Genomic DNA, 17915 nt, shown 5'->3' with positions numbered 1-17915 from the left:
CCTTAATTTGTTAACGTGTTGCCAGGCGATACCGCACTCGCGGTTTGCGCCGGTGTGCCTTGAGGCCCGGTTTGCATCGGGTGCGCCTGGAAATAGTTACGCAATCCTTTGTAAATTGCCTCGGCCAGCTGCTGCTGGTAGTCATCACTCGCCAACAGACGCTCTTCGCTGTTGTTACTGATAAAGCCAGTTTCAACCAGCACTGACGGGATATCAGGCGAACGTAATACCCCAAGGCTGGCGTGTTCCGGACGACGCTTATGCATCGAGCCAATACGTTCTAACTGGCCGATCATGCTGGTCGCTACATCATACCCAACGCGTTGCGAATGACCGAACTGAAGATCCAACACGGCCTGGCTGAGATAAGGATCGGACTGGCTGTTTGCCAGCACATCGCCCGCCCCACCCAACAGTTCCGATTGCTTTTCGTGCTGTTCCAGCCAGCCGGCCATTTCACTGTTTGCCCGACGGTTTGACAGTACCCAGACGGAAGCACCTGTGGCATCCCGGTTTGGTGCGGCATCTGCATGTATAGAGACCAGGAAGTTGGCGTTTTGTTTACGCGCAACGTCTGAACGCCCCATCACCGAGATAAAGTAATCGCCATCACGGGTGAGTACGCCTTTAAACATCGGGTCATCATTGAGCAAACTGCGCAGTTTGCGCGCCACGGCAATCGTGACGTTTTTCTCACGTGTGCCACCGGGACCAATAGCGCCAGGATCCTGCCCGCCGTGTCCGGCATCAATGGCGATAACTACTTTTTCGCCGTTACTGGTACTGGCGCGCGCCGCAGGTCGTGTGGAGGTATTACTGTTGGTTACCATCGTGGTGCGATCGTTTTCCGCTTTAAACGGATTACGCGCAGGCTCGGCAGGGCGCGGGGCGATAACCGGCGCTTCAACACGCTTCGCAACCACTGGAGGTGGTGGAGGCGGCGGTGGCGCATCAGCTTTGATGGTAAACACGACGGTATAATTGCCGCCGTTCTGGCGTTTTACGGCTTCGGCTTTGCCGTTCTCGGTTAAATCCACAACCAGGCGCAGAGACTGCGCATCTTTTGGCGTGCCGGAACGGATAGATTTCACCAGATTATTGCCGCTAAACAGCAGCGGTAACCCCTGAATCACACCGGTTTGTTTAATATCCAACGCGACGGTTCGTTTCCCGTCCTGCGAAACTGCGTATTCAGGATCGCCAATAAAGCTCAGCGTAATCCGCGCTTGCTGATTGCCATTGGACACCTGAAGATCGGAGAGGCTGGCGGCCCCTGCCTGCGCGCACAGCAGGACCAGTGTTGCCATCAGCCAGTTTCTGATGCGATAAATCATCCCGCCACCCTTAAGGTTAATCGGCTAAACGCGCCAGCAATAAATCACCCGATGAGGAGACTGCGCTTATGCGCGCTTCTCGACCTTGCGCTTGATATTCAATGTGTATTTCGACGTCCGGGTCTGGCAGTACACCTTTACCTTGTTGCGGCCATTCCACCAGACAGATGGCGTCATTGGCAAAATAATCGCGGATCCCCATAAATTCCAGCTCCTCTGGGTCCGCAAGTCGGTACAGATCGAAGTGATATACCATCAAATTATCGAGCGAATAGGGTTCAACCAGCGTATAGGTGGGGCTTTTTACATTTCCTTTGTGACCTAACGCCTGCAGGAATCCCCGGCTGAAAGTGGTTTTACCCGCCCCCAGGTCGCCGTACAAATAAATTACCGTCGCGCCATCACAGGCTTTGGCTACCCGCAGTCCCAGGTCTAAAGTCGCCTGCTCATCAGGTAGTGGAATTACTCGATTCATCATGATAAACGTCAATCACATCAGGGTTAACAATACGCTGTAGCGTGGTAAAGAGATCTGTCGCCAGCATGCCGCGCGTACCAAAACGCGCCGCCAGCACATCCGCCGCCGCACCGTGCGCGACACATCCCGCACATGCCGCATCATACGGGGTAAGCTTCTGTCCGAGCAATGCGCCAATAATACCGGAAAGCACATCACCCATTCCGCCGCTGGCCATTCCAGCATTGCCGGTATCAATAATACCCAATTCGGCCTGTTCGGCAGCAACAACCGTACCCGCGCCTTTCAGCACGACGACGCCTCCGTACCGTTTTACCAGACGTTGTGCACAAAGTAAGCGATCGTCTTCAATTTCTGCAATGGAACAGCCCAGAAGTCGCGCGGCTTCACCAGGATGCGGCGTGATCACGCGATTGTGACGTTTATCGGGGTTGATTGCCAGCAGGTTCAACGCATCCGCATCCCAGAGCATCGGTTTGCGAAAATTCTCTACCTTCTGCAGCGCTTTTTTACCCCATTCCTGCTGACCAAGCCCTGGTCCTATTACCACAACATCCGCCCACGCCAGGCTCTCCTCCAGAGTCTGCGGCGTCAGCGCATCGACCATCAGTTCCGGTCTGGCAGTCAGAATAGGCGCAATATTTTCACTACGGGTCAGCACTTTAACCAGCCCGGCTCCTGCACGCAGCGCCGCTTCACCGGCCATGCGTATTGCGCCAGCCGTGCCGTGGTCACCACCGATGATCACCAGCCGACCGTGGGAGCCTTTGTGCGAGGTGGGTCGACGCGGCGTTAACCAGTGTACAAGCTGTTGAGCATCAAACCGTTGCAGCGGCGCGTTCTGCCCCGCCAGCCAGTCGTCCAGACCGAGTGCGTTAACATGCAGGCGTCCGGTGACATCGCGCGCTTTACCGGTTAGCAGACCAGGCTTCAACGCAATAAAGGTCACGGTGTGCGCCGCATTGATAACCGCGCCCGGCGCCGCGCCCGTCTGCGCCAGCAGGCCGGATGGAATGTCTATTGCCACGACAGGGGCAGGATGGTGATTAGCTCGTTCGATCAATGCCGAGAGCGGCTCACGCGGCGCGTGTTTTAAGCCCGTGCCTGACAGCGCATCAATAATGACGTCCACGCGATCTGGCCAATTGATATCCGCAGCATGAATGACGCCACCGGCGTTAAGCCAGGCGTCGCGTGCCTGCTGTGCTTCCTCAGGGAGCGCTTTATCACTCTCCTGCGCCAGCAACGTAATATCAAGCCCCTGAGCTTTGGCAAGCCTTGCCACCACGTAACCATCACCACCGTTGTTGCCATGACCACATAGCACCAGCCAGTGCTGAGCGTTTGGATATGTCTCGCGGGTGACCTGAAACGCCGCCTCTCCCGCCCGTTGCATCAGCTCGTACAACGTCAGTCCTAAACTGTCTGCCGCCTCTCGCTCCATCCGCCTGATGTCATCGGCGTGCCAAATGGAGTGTGGTATACTTGCGGGGTTTTTCTTCATTGTATGGTCCGTCATGTCAGAGCCCCTCGATCTCAATCAGTTAGCGCAAAATATTAAGCAGTGGGGGCTGGAGCTTGGCTTTCAGCAGGTCGGTATTGCCGATACCGACCTCAGCGAAGCGGAGCCCAAACTGCAGGCCTGGCTGGATAAACACTATCACGGCGAGATGGACTGGATGGCCCGTCACGGCATGATGCGCGCCCGACCTCACGAATTATTACCCGGTACGCTACGTGTCATCAGCGTACGTATGAACTATCTTCCTGCCAATGCGGCCTTTGCCAGCACGTTGAAAAACCCTTCTCTGGGTTACGTCAGCCGTTACGCGCTTGGGCGCGACTACCATAAACTGCTGCGTAACCGCTTAAAAAAGCTGGGGGAGAGGATTCAACAGCACTGCGTTTCGCTGAATTTTAGACCTTTTGTCGATTCTGCGCCCATTCTTGAGCGTCCATTAGCGGAAAAAGCCGGGCTTGGCTGGACAGGTAAGCACTCACTTATCCTCAATCGCGAAGCTGGTTCATTTTTCTTTCTCGGGGAATTACTGATCGATTTGCCCCTGCCGGTCGACAACCCAGTAGAAGAAGGATGCGGGAAATGCGTCGCCTGTATGACCATCTGTCCCACCGGAGCCATCGTTGAACCCTACACGGTAGATGCGCGCCGCTGTATCTCTTATCTCACTATCGAACTGGAAGGCGCGATCCCGGAAGAATTTCGTCCCCTGTTGGGGAATCGAATTTACGGCTGCGATGATTGCCAGCTCATTTGCCCGTGGAACCGTTACTCGCAGTTGACGACAGAGGATGACTTCAACCCACGCAAACAGCTTCATGCTCCGGAGTTAATAGAGCTGTTTAGCTGGAGCGAAGCGTGGTTTTTAAAAGTCACGGAGGGGTCTGCTATTCGTCGTATTGGTCACCTGCGCTGGCTGCGAAATATCGCCGTTGCGCTGGGTAATGCCCCATGGGATGAAGCCATTATTCACGCGCTGGAAAGTCGCAGAGGTGAGCACCCACTTCTCGACGAACACATAGAGTGGGCGGTTGCTCAGCAAATCGAGAAGCGAAATGCCTGCGTAGTTGAAGTGCAGTTACCGAAGAAACAACGTTTGGTCAGGGTCATTGAAAAGGGTCTGCCGCGTGACGCTTAAGTCATCCACAGCTTGTGTATAAAAATAAAAACACATTGATATTCAAGAGGGAAAAAATCGTCAAGTGATCGCATTAACAATTTGAAATGATAATTAATTCAATATTTTCAAATAGTTAAAATGATACTATTCACCCGACTAAGTTTTTTGCATTCCAGGAATAATACCCGAACCTGTGGATAAGTCTGTTTACAAGAGTATGTCAATGACGAAACAAAACGTCCCCAACGTATTTATTCGCTGTGGATATTTTTATTGGGGTAAGAATTTGGAGCGGGAAACGAGACTCGAACTCGCGACCCCGACCTTGGCAAGGTCGTGCTCTACCAACTGAGCTATTCCCGCTTGGGTGTGTCTGTGCTTTGTAGACAAAAGCACTTTCAAATTTTGGAGCGGGAAACGAGACTCGAACTCGCGACCCCGACCTTGGCAAGGTCGTGCTCTACCAACTGAGCTATTCCCGCTTAATCTTCGTCTTTCGAACCGCTACTGCGTTGGCTGACTTCATTCGCCTAAGTCACTTACTTTAGTAAGCTCCTAAGGACTCATTCAGTTGCCGCCTTGTCGCAATTCGAAATTCTGCGATTGGTGGTCTGTGCTTTACAAGCACTTTCAAATTTTGGAGCGGGAAACGAGACTCGAACTCGCGACCCCGACCTTGGCAAGGTCGTGCTCTACCAACTGAGCTATTCCCGCAAATTTGTACTGCTTTTGCTGCTGCCGTAACGTGTAATTCTCTGTCGTTACGGGAGGCGCATTATACGAGAAATCCGTTTAGCTGCAACCCCCCTAAAAGCGATTTTTTCGTTTTTCTGTTTAAGTGCTGAATTTATCGGCAAGTCGTCTAATTTAGCGACAATCCAGCCTCAGTGCAAGCGCGCAGGAACGATATTCGTAGGCCGGGTAAGCCACAGCGCCGTCCGGCCATCCACAAAATCAAAGCTTAATAAAATGTTCGCGATAGTAAGCAAGCTCAGCAACAGATTCACGAATATCGTCCATCGCCTGATGCGTTCCCTGCTTGGTGAAGCCAGCAAGAATTTCCGGCTTCCAACGACGCGCCAGCTCTTTCAGAGTACTGACGTCAAGATAGCGATAATGGAAATACGCCTCCAGCTCCGGCATGTATTTAAACAGGAAACGGCGATCCTGACCGATGCTGTTGCCGCAGATAGGTGATTTCCCTTCTGGAACCCACTCTTTCAAAAAAGCCAGCGTAGCCAGTTCAGCTTCACGATCCCCCATGGTGCTCGCCTTCACGCGATCCACTAGCCCACTACCGGTATGCGTACGTACGTTCCAGTCATCCATTAATGCCAGCTGTTCGTCGGACTGGTGCACCGCAATTGTCGGTCCTTCAGCCAGAATATTCAGGTTGGCATCCGTCACCAGCGTGGCTATCTCAATTATGCGATCGCGCTCGGGATCCAGACCTGTCATCTCCAGATCGATCCAAATCAGGTTGTTTTCATTGGCACTCATGCTATTTTCCACCCTTCAGCGTCACATTCAGTGTGACTATATTCATCTAAAATTGCGTGTATCATAAATGTTTTGCCCATTATGGGCGACCAGGAGTCAGTCCGATTGAGTAAGAATAAACTCTCCAAAGGCCAACAGCGCCGTGTGAACGCCAATCACCAGCGTCGTCTGAAAACGTCCACGGAGAAGCCAGACTACGACGACAACCTGTTTGGCGAAACCGCTGAAGGCATCGTAATCAGCCGTTTTGGCATGCATGCCGACGTGGAATCTGCTGACGGTGAGATTCACCGCTGCAACATCCGCCGTACAATTCGCTCGCTGGTGACCGGCGATCGCGTTGTCTGGCGCCCGGGAAAAGCAGCAGCAGAAGGCGTGAATGTCAAAGGCATCGTTGAGGCGGTACACGAGCGTACCTCGGTACTGACACGTCCCGACTTTTACGACGGGGTGAAACCCATTGCCGCCAACATCAACCAGATCGTTATTGTCTCAGCCATCTTACCCGAGCTGTCACTCAATATTATCGACCGGTATCTGGTAGCCTGTGAAACGCTACACGTTGAACCAATTATCGTATTGAATAAGATCGATCTGCTGGATGACGAAGGCATGGCCTTTGTTAACGAACAGATGGATATTTATCGCCACATTGGCTATCGCGTGTTGATGGTATCAAGCCGCACGAAAGACGGCCTGAAACCGCTTGAAGAAGCATTAACCGATCGCATCAGCATTTTTGCCGGTCAGTCGGGCGTTGGTAAATCTAGCCTGCTCAATAATCTTCTCGGTCTGCAGGAAGAGATCCTGACCAACGATGTCTCCGACAACTCCGGCCTTGGACAGCACACCACCACTGCCTCTCGCCTGTATCATTTCCCGCACGGTGGCGACGTTATCGACTCCCCTGGCGTACGTGAGTTCGGGTTGTGGCATCTGGAGCCGGAACAAATCACACATGGTTTTGTCGAATTCCATGACTACCTGGGCCACTGCAAATACCGCGACTGCAAGCATGATACCGATCCAGGCTGCGCTATCCGTGAGGCCGTAGAAAAAGGGGCAATAGCTGAAACTCGGTTTGAAAATTATCACCGCATCCTGGAAAGCATGGCGCAGGTAAAAACACGTAAAAACTTTTCTGATACAGACAACTGACAACTAAGCTAAGCATCGCTAGAATCGTCCCCCTTTTTTCAGGATCCGGCCCGTATGCCGGATCGGGAACAAATTATGGCCTGGAGGCTACCTTGTTAAACTCATTTAAGCTTTCGCTACAATACATTCTGCCGAAACTATGGCTCACTCGCCTGGCGGGTTGGGGTGCGAGCAAACGAGCAGGATGGCTGACTAAACTGGTTATCGATCTGTTCGTGAAATATTACAAGGTCGATATGAAAGAGGCGCAAAAACCGGACACCGCCAGCTATCGCACCTTTAACGACTTCTTTGTTCGCCCACTGCGCGACGACGTTCGCCCGATTAACACCGATCCAAACGTACTGGTCATGCCTGCTGACGGCGTGATTAACCAGTTAGGAAACATCGAAGAAGACAAACTGCTGCAGGCCAAAGGGCACAGCTATACCCTTGAAGCACTGCTGGCCGGCAACTACCAGATGGCGGACAAATTCCGCAACGGTACGTTTGTGACCACTTACTTATCTCCACGCGATTACCACCGTGTACATATGCCGTGTAACGGTATCCTGCGTGAAATGATGTACGTGCCAGGCGATCTCTTCTCTGTAAATATCCTGACTGCGCAAAACGTTCCAAACCTGTTTGCACGCAACGAACGCGTAATCTGTCTGTTTGATACCGAATTTGGCCCGATGGTGCAGATTCTGGTCGGCGCGACCATCGTCGGCAGTATTGAAACCGCATGGGCTGGCACCATTACCCCACCGCGTGAAGGCGTCATCAAACGCTGGACCTGGCCGGAAGGCGAAAGCGAAGGGTCGGTGGCACTGCTGAAAGGTCAGGAAATGGGCCGCTTTAAGCTCGGTTCCACCGTTATCAACCTGTTCGCGCCTGGTAAAGTTAACCTGGTTGAGCAGTTACAGGACCTTTCTGTGACCAAAATCGGCCAGCCAATGGCCATCTCGACCGAGACATTCGTGACGCCAGAGGCAGAACCAGCCCCGCTTGCGAAAGAAGAAATCGAAGCAGAACACGACGCCAGCCCGCTGGTTGACGACAAAAAAGACGAAAGTTAAACATAGGAATCGCTGCTGTGCGCCTGATTATCACTTTTCTGATGGCCTGGTGCCTCAGCCTGGGGGCGTACGCTGCGACGGCCCCCGATGCCAAACAACTCACCCAGGAACTGGAGCAGGCAAAAGCGGCGAAACCTGCTCAGCCAGAAACCGTCGAGGCGCTCCAGTCCGCGCTGAATGCCCTCGAGGAGCGTAAAGGTTCTCTCGAGCGTGCCCAGCAATATCAGCAAGTTATTGATAACTTCCCCAAGCTGTCCGCAACATTACGCGCGCAGCTTAGCAACCTGCGCGACGAACCGCGCAATGTGCCAACCGGACTCACCACCGATGCGTTAAACCAGGAGATCCTCCAGGTCAGCAGCCAACTGTTGGAAAAGAGTCGTCAGGCCCAGCAGGAGCAGGATCGCGCCCGGGAAATCGCCGACTCGTTAAGCCAGCTTCCTCAACAGCAAACCGATGCCCGCCGCCAGCTAAATGAGCTTGAGCGACGTATTGGTACCGCCAACTCTAATCCCGCGCAGAATCAGGCGATGCAGGCTGAATCCGCCAAACTCAAAGCCCTGGTCGATGAACTGGAGCTGGCGCAGCTTTCCGCTAATAACCGCCAGGAGCTGGCGCGTATGCGCTCAGAGCTGGCGGAAAAACAGAGCCAGCAGCTCGATACTTACCTGCAGGCTTTGCGCAACCAGCTCAACAGTCAACGTCAGCGTGAGGCAGAGCGAGCGCTGGAAAGCACCGAACTGTTGGCGGAAAACAGCGCGGGACTGCCGGAAGGTATTGTCGACCAGTTCAAGGTTAACCGCGAACTGTCTCAGGCATTAAACCAGCAGGCGCAACGTATGGACCTGGTCGCCTCGCAACAGCGTCAAGCCGCCAGCCAAACGCTACAGGTGCGCCAGGCATTGAATACGCTGCGAGAGCAGTCTCAGTGGCTTGGGGTCTCAAATATGCTGGGAGAAGCACTGCGCGCGCAGGTATCCCGTTTACCGGAAATGCCCAAGCCTCAGCAGTTGGATACCGAAATGGCGCAGCTTCGCGTGCACCGTATGCGCTATGAGGATCTCCTCAATAAACAGCCGCAGTTGCGTCAGATTCATCAGGCCGATGGACAACCGCTGACCGCTGAACAGAGCAGCATTCTCAACGCCCAGTTACGCACCCAACGTGAGCTGCTGAACTCTTTGTTACAGGGTGGCGATACGCTGATCCTTGAGCTGACCAAGCTCAAAGTCTCTAACAGCCAACTGGAAGATGCGCTAAAAGAGGTCAACGAAGCAACGCACCGCTATCTTTTCTGGACGTCGGACGTTAGCCCCATCTCCCTCTCCTGGCCTGTCGACATCGTCCAGGATCTGCGGCGTCTGATCTCATTAGATACGTTTAATCAGTTGGGCAAAGCCAGCATCATGATGCTGACCAGCAAAGAAACGCTGCTGCCGCTTTTCGCGGCATTGGTGCTGGTTGGCTTTAGCCTCTCTTCACGCAAACACTTCACCCGTTTTCTGGAGCGTTCATCTGCGCGGGTCGGGAAAGTCACCCAGGACCACTTCTGGCTGACGATACGCACGGTGTTCTGGTCGATACTCGTCGCTTCTCCGTTGCCGGTGCTGTGGGCAACGCTCGGTTACGGATTGCAGGAAGCCTGGCCTTATCCATTAGCTGTCGCTATCGGCGATGGCGTTACCGCCACGGTGCCCATGCTGTGGGCAGTAATGATTTGCGCCACCTTTGCGCGCCCCAACGGTCTGTTCATTGCCCACTTTGGCTGGCCGCGTAACCGCGTCGCGAAAGCCATGCACTATTACCTGATGAGTATCGGGCTGATTGTGCCGCTGATCATGGCGGTGATTATGTTTGATAATCTCAATGACCGGGAATTCTCCGCCTCACTGGGGCGTCTGTGCTTTATTCTGATTTGCGGTGCGCTGGCGGTCGTGACCCTGAGCCTGAAACGCGCCGGAATACCGCTGTACCTCGATAAAGAAGGCAACAGCGATAACATGGTCAACAGCATGCTGTGGAATATGCTGATGGGCGCACCGCTGATTGCCATTCTCGCTGCGGCAGTGGGCTATCTCGCCACGTCGCAAGCTTTACTGGCGCGTCTTGAAACGTCCGTAGCTATCTGGTTCTTGTTACTGGTGGTGTATCACGTTATCCGCCGCTGGATGCTGATCCAGCGCCGCCGGCTGGCGTTTGACCGCGCCAAGCATCGACGTGCTGAAATGCTGGCGCAGCGCGCACGGGGTGAAGAAGAACCAGCGCATTCCACCAGCCTTGAAGGCACGATTGATGTTGATGAAAGCGAAGTGGATCTGGATGCTATCAGCGCGCAATCACTGCGCCTGGTGCGCTCTATCCTGATGCTTATCGCCCTGCTCTCGGTCATTGTGCTGTGGTCAGAAATTCATTCCGCTTTCGGCTTCCTGGAAAACATCTCGTTGTGGGATGTCACCTCCACGGTGCAGGGTGTGGAAAGTTTAGAGCCGATAACGCTGGGTGCAGTGCTTATCGCAATCCTGGTGTTTATCATCACTACCCAGTTAGTGCGCAACCTGCCCGCGCTGCTGGAGCTGGCGCTGCTGCAACATCTCGATTTAACCCCCGGCACCGGTTACGCCATCACTACCATCACCAAGTACCTGCTGATGCTGATTGGCGGTCTGGTTGGCTTCTCAATGATCGGTATTGAGTGGTCCAAACTGCAATGGCTGGTAGCGGCTCTCGGTGTCGGTCTGGGCTTTGGTTTGCAGGAGATCTTCGCCAACTTTATTTCCGGCCTGATTATCCTGTTTGAAAAACCAATCCGCATTGGCGACACGGTGACGATTCGCGATCTTACCGGTAGCGTGACGAAAATTAATACCCGCGCCACGACCATCAGCGACTGGGACCGCAAAGAGATCATCGTCCCCAACAAAGCCTTTATCACCGAGCAGTTTATCAACTGGTCGTTATCGGATTCGGTCACCCGTGTGGTATTAACCATCCCGGCACCGTCGGAGGCTAACAGCGAGGAGGTTACGCAGATCCTGCTTACTGCCGCACAACGCTGCTCGCTGGTTATCGATAACCCGGCACCAGAAGTCTTCCTGGTTGACCTGCAGCAAGGGATTCAAATCTTCGAACTGCGTATTTATGCCGCTGAAATGGGGCATCGTATGCCGCTGCGCCACGAAATCCACCAGTTGATTCTGGCAGGCTTCCGTGAGCACGGTATCGATATGCCGTTCCCACCGTTCCAGATGCGTCTGGAGAGCCTCGGCGGTAAGCAAACGGGAAGAACCTTAAGTTCTGCGGGCAGAAGCAGTCGCCCGGCGGGGAGTTTGTAAACAAAAATGATGCCGGATGGCAGCTTCGCCGAATCCGGCCTACGAAGAATCATTTTTGTAGGCCGGATTCAGCAGGAAGTTTACTCCACCGCCCACTCAGGCTCGTTGGCCGTGCGGCGGCTGTAGTTCTGATAAATCGCCATTGCCAACAGCGAGAAGAAGATCGGGCCTCCGGTCATCCACAATGCGCTGTTCCAGTCCCCAGCTTCAATCACCGGCTGGATGATGGTGAACACATTGGCAAACGTCACCACCAGCACAACCACCGATGTAGCCAGCAACGTCGCCGCTCGGGTTTTAAAGACAACAAACGGTCTTTCCAGGCCCGTACGGGCTTTAAAGAACGGAAACGCCAGCGCGAGGAACAGATACGGCAGCGTCATCGAGACGTTCGCCATCAGCGTCAGTTTGTTATAGAACGCTGAAGCCGTATCGCCGCCAAACGAAACCAGCAGGATAAACAGGCTCACCAGCAGGCACTGCAACCACATTGCCGTCGTCGGCATCCCCACGGCATTCAGTTTGGTCATTGGCGCTGGCCACAGCGCCTTCGGCGTTCCCTGAATAATCGCTTTCAGTGGCGAATAGCTGAGCGTGAAAAAAGCGCCGGTATAAGCGAGAAACATAGAAAGCCCGGTGATACGCGCGAACCACACCCCCGTCGCCATCGCGGTTTCAGGAGAAACATGCAGCGCGTTACCTAACGTCATCCCGAGGCTTTTCATCAGGATATACGTTATATTGCCGAGGTTGACCGAGCTATTGCTTAATACTTGCTGCCAGTTGGTGCTAACGCCCCATAAAAATATGGCCAGTGAATAACCGACAGAAATGACAATCGCGGCAAAGACAATGCCTTTCGCAAAGTTCTTTTCTGGCTTTTCTGTTTTATCAACTAATCCCCCCACGGCTTCTATTCCGCCGTATGCAAAAATGGCAAACACAACAAATGACAACATGGCCAGACCGGACTGATATCCCGGATTAGGCGAGGAGATGAAATTAATATCCTGCGCAAAGTGACCACCAGTTAATAACAAAATAGCGACACTCACTAACAACAGAACTAAATTAAGACACATTACGGCAATTCCGCCTACAGCCGTAATACGAGCAATCTTATTAATACCCCGGGAGGCCACGCAGGTTACCAGAATCATCCAACCGACGGCGAGCAACCCGACGACCTGCGTAGGCTCAAGCCCCGCAAAACGCCAATGCTGCGTCATGTCTGCGCCAAATAAGAAGGTTGAAAAAGGTACCCAAACTTTCGCTGCGGTACTTACCATCCATATTACATAGGAAGAAAACCACATAAACGTGCCGATAAACGCATAGCGTGGCCCAACGCTATTATTCATCCACGAATAGATTCCGCCCTCTTCTTTCCGATAGGCAGCCCCCATTTCCGCCATCATTAAAGCAAATGGGATAAAGAATAATAATGCAGAAAATATATACCACGGAATCGCGCTATACCCCATTAAATAGAATGCGGAGGGGCTATTCGCAAAACCGAAAACAGACGTAAATATCATGAGGATGAGACCTATTAGGCTCATCTTTTTTATTGTTTGGGTCATTAAACCATCCCTTACTCTGGCAAGCGTTTAACAAACGCCACTCACCGGTTGGCACTGCCCTCTTTTCAGAGTTCAGCGATAGAAAAATCAACACAGAATTGATACCTGAACGATATCAAATATCCAGGAGTAAATTGTGGCTATTAGAGGGTAAATGAAAAAATATGCTACAAAGTGGCCATTTCACCGCCACTTTGTATGGAAGGAGAGTGCGTTACGCGCGATCGACGGTAAATGCGATAACCTCGGCCAGGCTCTCTGCGCCCAGCGCCAGCATCACCAGACGGTCAACGCCCAGCGCCACACCAGAGCAATCCGGCATACCCACTTTTAACGCTTCAAGCAGGTTAGTGTCGATAGGCTGCTGCGGCAAGCCACGCGCGGCACGTTTGCGGTTATCCTGTTCAAACCGCTGCTGCTGTTCGCGCGCGTCGGTCAATTCATGGAAACCATTCGCCAGCTCAATACCTTTGTAGTAAACCTCGAAACGTTCAGCCACGCGGTGATCTTCGGTACTGATTTGCGCCAGTGATGCCTGGCTGGCCGGGAAATGATACACAAACGTCGGTTTGTCTTTGCCAATATGCGGCTCAACGCCCATCGTAAACAGCAACTGCAGTAAGGTGTCCCGGTCTTCTTCGGTATCGGCGATATTGCTGAGATCCAATTTCGCCGCCACTTCCCGCAGTTGGGTTTTATCCGCAGACAGCGGGTCTATCTCCAGATGGCGCTGGAAGGCTTGCTGGTAAGAGAGACTTTCCGCAGGTGAGCAGTCCAGCACCTGCTGGAGCAAATCATCCACTTCATTCATCAGGCGATACATATCGTAGTGCGGACGATACCACTCGAGCATGGTGAATTCAGGGTTATGATGACGCCCCATCTCTTCATTACGGAAGCTGCGGCACAGTTGATACACCGGGCCGCATCCTGCCACCAGCAGGCGCTTCATATGGTATTCCGGGCTGGTCATTAAATAGAGATTCATTCCCTGGGAGTGTCCAGGGCCGACGAAACGCGTTTCGAACGGGAACAGATGGATGTCCGTTACCGTTGCCTGACTCATACAAGGGGTCTCAACCTCAAGCACGCCACGATCGGCAAAAAAGCGGCGAATCTCCGCTATAATTGCTGCACGTTTTAACAGATTGGGGATGGACGCGCTCGGCTGCCAGGTTGCCGTTTCGCTCATGGTTGTTTCTCCGATTTAAGACAAGGGCACGAAGTCTACTCGTATCGCGTTAACGAGACAAATTTCGCGCGCCAATAATCCACACTGGCAATTGGATAAAAAAAGCGACATGGGGTGGTTTAGTAATTAAATTAATCAAATTCAATGATAATTCCCCCCTTTGACACGCTAAAAAAATCGAACACGTCAAATTTCCCGCACATCCCTGAGACTATACTATTGTACCTATAAAGGAGCAGTGGAAACGCGTTCATAACCTGTTTGAAGCCGATGAAGCATCTGATTTCAGGCAGGAATGAAATAACAACAATCTGGAGGAATGTCGTGCAAACCTTTCAAGCCGATCTTGCCATTATAGGCGCCGGTGGCGCGGGATTACGTGCTGCAATTGCTGCCGCACAAGCAAATCCCAACGCTAAAATCGCACTGATCTCAAAAGTGTACCCAATGCGCAGCCATACCGTTGCTGCCGAAGGCGGCTCTGCTGCTGTCGCGCAGGATCATGACAGCTTTGACTACCATTTTCACGATACGGTAGCAGGCGGAGACTGGCTGTGTGAGCAGGATGTCGTGGATTACTTTGTCCACCACTGCCCAACTGAAATGACGCAACTGGAACAATGGGGCTGCCCATGGAGCCGCCGTGAAGACGGTAGCGTCAACGTACGTCGCTTCGGCGGTATGAAAATCGAGCGTACCTGGTTTGCCGCGGATAAAACCGGCTTCCACATGTTGCATACGCTGTTCCAAACATCTTTGCAGTTCCCGCAGATTCAGCGCTTTGACGAACACTTCGTTCTGGATATCCTGGTTGATGATGGCCATGCTCGCGGCCTGGTTGCCATGAACATGATGGAAGGCACGCTGATGCAGATCCGTGCTAATGCTGTTGTGATGGCAACGGGCGGCGCAGGTCGTGTTTACCGTTACAACACCAACGGCGGCATCGTAACTGGCGACGGTATGGGCATGGCGCTGAGCCACGGCGTTCCGCTGCGTGATATGGAATTCGTTCAGTATCACCCGACGGGTCTGCCAGGCTCTGGTATCCTGATGACCGAAGGCTGCCGTGGTGAAGGCGGTATCCTGGTCAACAAAAACGGCTACCGTTATCTGCAAGATTACGGCATGGGTCCGGAAACCCCGCTGGGCGAACCGAAAAACAAATACATGGAACTCGGTCCGCGCGACAAAGTTTCTCAGGCTTTCTGGCACGAATGGCGTAAAGGTAACACCATTTCCACCCCGCGTGGCGATGTGGTTCACCTCGACCTGCGTCACCTCGGCGAGAAAAAACTGCTCGAACGTTTACCGTTCATCTGCGAACTGGCGAAAGCCTACGTGGGTGTCGATCCGGTTAAAGAGCCGATCCCGGTACGTCCTACCGCGCACTACACCATGGGCGGTATCGAAACCGATCAGCACTGTGAAACCCGCATTAAAGGTCTGTTCGCTGTGGGCGAATGTTCCTCTGTTGGTCTGCATGGCGCTAACCGTCTGGGTTCTAACTCCCTGGCGGAACTCGTGGTCTTCGGTCGTATGGCCGGTGAACAGGCTGCAGAACGTGCTGCAACGGCTGGCGCTGCAAACAGTGCCGCGCTCGATGCGCAGGTTGCTGGCGTTGAAAAACGTCTGAAAGATCTGGTTAACCAGGAAGGTAACGAAAACTGGTCTAAGATCCGTGACGAAATGGGCCTGTCCATGGAAGAAGGTTGCGGTATCTACCGTACACCGGAACTCATGCAGAAAACCGTTGATAAACTGGCTGAGCTGCAGGAACGCTTCAAGCGCGTCCGTATCACTGATACCTCCAGCGTCTTCAACACCGACCTGCTGTACACCATCGAACTGGGTCACGGTCTGAACGTTGCTGAATGTATGGCGCACTCTGCTCTGGCGCGTAAAGAATCCCGCGGCGCGCATCAGCGTCTGGATGAAGGCTGCACCGAGCGTGACGATGTGAACTTCCTCAAACACACCCTCGCCTTCCGCGATGCTGACGGCACGACTCGCCTGGAATACAGCGACGTGAAAATCACCACTCTGCCACCGGCTAAACGTGTTTACGGTGGCGAAGCGGAAGCAGCCGATAAGAAGGAGAAGGCGAATGGCTGAGATGAAAAACCTGAAAGTTGAGGTGGTGCGCTATAACCCGGAAACCGATACCGCGCCGCACAGTGCTTTCTACGAAGTTCCTTATGATGAAACCACGTCACTGCTGGATGCGCTGGGCTACATCAAGGATAACCTGGCACCGGACCTGAGCTACCGCTGGTCCTGCCGTATGGCGATCTGCGGCTCCTGCGGCATGATGGTTAACAATGTACCTAAACTGGCGTGCAAAACCTTCCTGCGTGATTACACCAGCGGCATGAAGGTTGAAGCGCTGGGCAACTTCCCGATTGAGCGCGATCTGGTCGTCGACATGACGCACTTTATCGAAAGCCTGGAAGCGATCAAACCGTACATCATCGGTAACCCGCGTACACCGGATCAGGGTCCAAACACCCAGACTCCGGCGCAGATGGCGAAGTATCATCAGTTCTCCGGTTGCATCAACTGTGGTCTGTGCTACGCCGCGTGCCCGCAGTTCGGCCTGAACCCAGAGTTCATTGGACCGGCTGCGATTACGCTGGCGCATCGTTACAACGAAGATAGCCGCGACCACGGTAAGAAGGAGCGTATGGCTCAGTTGAACAGCCCGAACGGCGTCTGGTCCTGTACTTTTGTGGGCTACTGCTCCGAAGTCTGCCCGAAACACGTCGATCCGGCTGCGGCCATTCAGCAGGGTAAAGTTGAAAGTTCAAAAGACTTTCTTATCGCTACCCTGAAACCACGCTAAGGAGTGCACGATGACGACTAAACGCAAACCCTATGTGCGACCAATGACGTCCACCTGGTGGAAAAAGCTGCCATTTTATCGTTTTTACATGCTGCGCGAAGGCACGGCGGTTCCGGCAGTCTGGTTCAGCATTGAACTGATTATCGGCCTGTTTGCACTCAAGCATGGTGCAGAGTCCTGGATGGGCTTTGTCGCCTTTTTGCAAAACCCGGTGGTGGTGATCCTGAATATTATCGCCCTGGCAGCAGCGCTGCTGCATACCAAAACCTGGTTTGAGCTGGCGCCAAAAGCTGCCAACATCATCGTAAAAGACGAAAAAATGGGGCCAGAGCCGATCATCAAAGGTCTCTGGGCAGTTACTGTGGTTGCGACAGTAGTAATACTGTTTGTTGCCCTGTTCTGGTAAGGAGTCCGGAATGATTAATCCAAATCCAAAACGCTCTGACGAACCCGTATTCTGGGGCCTGTTTGGTGCAGGCGGTATGTGGAGCGCAATCATTGCGCCGGTGATGATCCTGCTGGTCGGCATTATGCTGCCGCTGGGCTTTGTTCCTGATGCTTTCAGCTATGAACGCGTACTGGCATTCGCTCAGAGCTTCATCGGACGTGCGTTTCTGTTCCTGATGATCGTTCTGCCGCTGTGGTGCGGTTTACACCGTATGCACCACGCGATGCATGACCTGAAAATCCACGTGCCTGCGGGCAAATGGGTATTCTACGGACTGGCAGCTATCCTGACCGTTGTAACGGCTATTGGGATCCTGACCATCTAATCGCATGCGTTAATTATCAGGCC

Annotated in this window: 14 protein-coding genes and 3 tRNA genes; 8 read left to right on the top strand and 9 right to left on the bottom strand. The window is 53.3% G+C overall.

Annotated features, from left to right (window positions below):
- Positions 1-2: 2 nt before the first annotated feature.
- Genes amiB through nnr form a run of 3 tightly spaced genes read right to left on the bottom strand, consistent with a single transcriptional unit; the run spans position 3 to position 3331 of the window.
- On the bottom strand, positions 3-1334 hold the full coding sequence (gene amiB, locus ABIE10_RS13120; RefSeq protein WP_141876169.1) for an N-acetylmuramoyl-L-alanine amidase AmiB: 1332 nt from the start codon (positions 1332-1334) through the stop codon (positions 3-5).
- Between the two features lie 16 nt (positions 1335-1350).
- Complete coding sequence (gene tsaE / locus ABIE10_RS13115; RefSeq protein WP_016151410.1) at positions 1351-1812, bottom strand: tRNA (adenosine(37)-N6)-threonylcarbamoyltransferase complex ATPase subunit type 1 TsaE; 462 nt, start codon at positions 1810-1812, stop codon at positions 1351-1353.
- Positions 1784-3331, bottom strand: coding sequence for a bifunctional ADP-dependent NAD(P)H-hydrate dehydratase/NAD(P)H-hydrate epimerase (nnr, locus tag ABIE10_RS13110; protein WP_094761028.1), 1548 nt, complete (start codon positions 3329-3331; stop codon positions 1784-1786). The genes tsaE and nnr overlap by 29 nt, the downstream gene beginning before the upstream one ends.
- Here nnr and queG point away from each other — a divergent pair.
- Positions 3330-4469, top strand: coding sequence for a tRNA epoxyqueuosine(34) reductase QueG (gene queG / locus ABIE10_RS13105; RefSeq protein WP_137380230.1), 1140 nt, complete (start codon positions 3330-3332; stop codon positions 4467-4469). The two genes, nnr and queG, sit on opposite strands and share 2 nt — an antisense overlap.
- Before the next feature lie 269 nt (positions 4470-4738).
- Here queG and ABIE10_RS13100 read toward each other — a convergent pair.
- From ABIE10_RS13100 to orn, 4 genes are all read right to left on the bottom strand, one after another.
- Positions 4739-4814: transfer RNA gene (locus ABIE10_RS13100), tRNA-Gly, on the bottom strand.
- Between the two features lie 43 nt (positions 4815-4857).
- A tRNA-Gly gene (locus ABIE10_RS13095) sits at positions 4858-4933 on the bottom strand.
- A 156-nt stretch (positions 4934-5089) separates the two neighbouring features.
- A tRNA-Gly gene (locus ABIE10_RS13090) sits at positions 5090-5165 on the bottom strand.
- Positions 5166-5405: 240 nt separating this feature from the next.
- Positions 5406-5951: an oligoribonuclease gene (gene orn, locus ABIE10_RS13085; protein ID WP_016151407.1), complete on the bottom strand. Its 546-nt coding sequence runs from the start codon at positions 5949-5951 to the stop codon at positions 5406-5408.
- A 105-nt stretch (positions 5952-6056) separates the two neighbouring features.
- Between orn and rsgA the strand changes: the two genes are divergently transcribed.
- From rsgA to mscM, 3 genes are all read left to right on the top strand, one after another.
- Positions 6057-7109 (top strand): small ribosomal subunit biogenesis GTPase RsgA, encoded by a 1053-nt coding sequence (gene rsgA / locus ABIE10_RS13080; RefSeq protein WP_019078196.1) that lies wholly within the window; start codon positions 6057-6059, stop codon positions 7107-7109.
- A gap of 92 nt (positions 7110-7201) precedes the next feature.
- Positions 7202-8170: an archaetidylserine decarboxylase gene (gene asd / locus ABIE10_RS13075; RefSeq protein WP_016155504.1), complete on the top strand. Its 969-nt coding sequence runs from the start codon at positions 7202-7204 to the stop codon at positions 8168-8170.
- A gap of 17 nt (positions 8171-8187) precedes the next feature.
- Positions 8188-11502: a miniconductance mechanosensitive channel MscM gene (mscM, locus tag ABIE10_RS13070; RefSeq protein ID WP_016151404.1), complete on the top strand. Its 3315-nt coding sequence runs from the start codon at positions 8188-8190 to the stop codon at positions 11500-11502.
- An 80-nt stretch (positions 11503-11582) separates the two neighbouring features.
- On the opposite strand, the gene yjeM is transcribed toward mscM, so the two are convergent.
- Both yjeM and epmA read right to left on the bottom strand, forming a co-directional pair.
- Positions 11583-13085 carry a glutamate/gamma-aminobutyrate family transporter YjeM gene (yjeM, locus tag ABIE10_RS13065; RefSeq protein ID WP_155574772.1) on the bottom strand — a complete coding sequence of 501 codons (1503 nt, stop codon included), beginning with the start codon at positions 13083-13085 and terminating at the stop codon, positions 11583-11585.
- Positions 13086-13299: 214 nt separating this feature from the next.
- Positions 13300-14277: an elongation factor P--(R)-beta-lysine ligase gene (epmA, locus tag ABIE10_RS13060; RefSeq protein ID WP_003830517.1), complete on the bottom strand. Its 978-nt coding sequence runs from the start codon at positions 14275-14277 to the stop codon at positions 13300-13302.
- A 324-nt stretch (positions 14278-14601) separates the two neighbouring features.
- On the opposite strand from epmA, the gene frdA reads away from it, so the two are divergent.
- Genes frdA through frdD form a run of 4 tightly spaced genes read left to right on the top strand, consistent with a single transcriptional unit; the run spans position 14602 to position 17892 of the window.
- Positions 14602-16392: a fumarate reductase (quinol) flavoprotein subunit gene (frdA, locus tag ABIE10_RS13055; RefSeq protein ID WP_016151402.1), complete on the top strand. Its 1791-nt coding sequence runs from the start codon at positions 14602-14604 to the stop codon at positions 16390-16392.
- Entirely contained in the window at positions 16385-17119 is a 735-nt protein-coding gene (frdB, locus tag ABIE10_RS13050; RefSeq protein ID WP_016155500.1) for a fumarate reductase iron-sulfur protein, read from the top strand. The genes frdA and frdB overlap by 8 nt, the downstream gene beginning before the upstream one ends.
- Positions 17120-17129: 10 nt before the next feature.
- On the top strand, positions 17130-17525 hold the full coding sequence (frdC, locus tag ABIE10_RS13045) for a fumarate reductase subunit FrdC (protein ID WP_016151401.1): 396 nt from the start codon (positions 17130-17132) through the stop codon (positions 17523-17525).
- A gap of 10 nt (positions 17526-17535) precedes the next feature.
- Positions 17536-17892: a fumarate reductase subunit FrdD gene (gene frdD / locus ABIE10_RS13040; protein ID WP_003025535.1), complete on the top strand. Its 357-nt coding sequence runs from the start codon at positions 17536-17538 to the stop codon at positions 17890-17892.
- Positions 17893-17915: the final 23 nt, after the last annotated feature.

This window comes from Citrobacter sp. 506 (assembly GCF_050434985.1).
Classification (GTDB): domain Bacteria; phylum Pseudomonadota; class Gammaproteobacteria; order Enterobacterales; family Enterobacteriaceae; genus Citrobacter; species Citrobacter braakii.
Note: the sequence above shows the minus strand (reverse complement) of the source record. Positions and strands in the feature narration are given on the sequence as shown.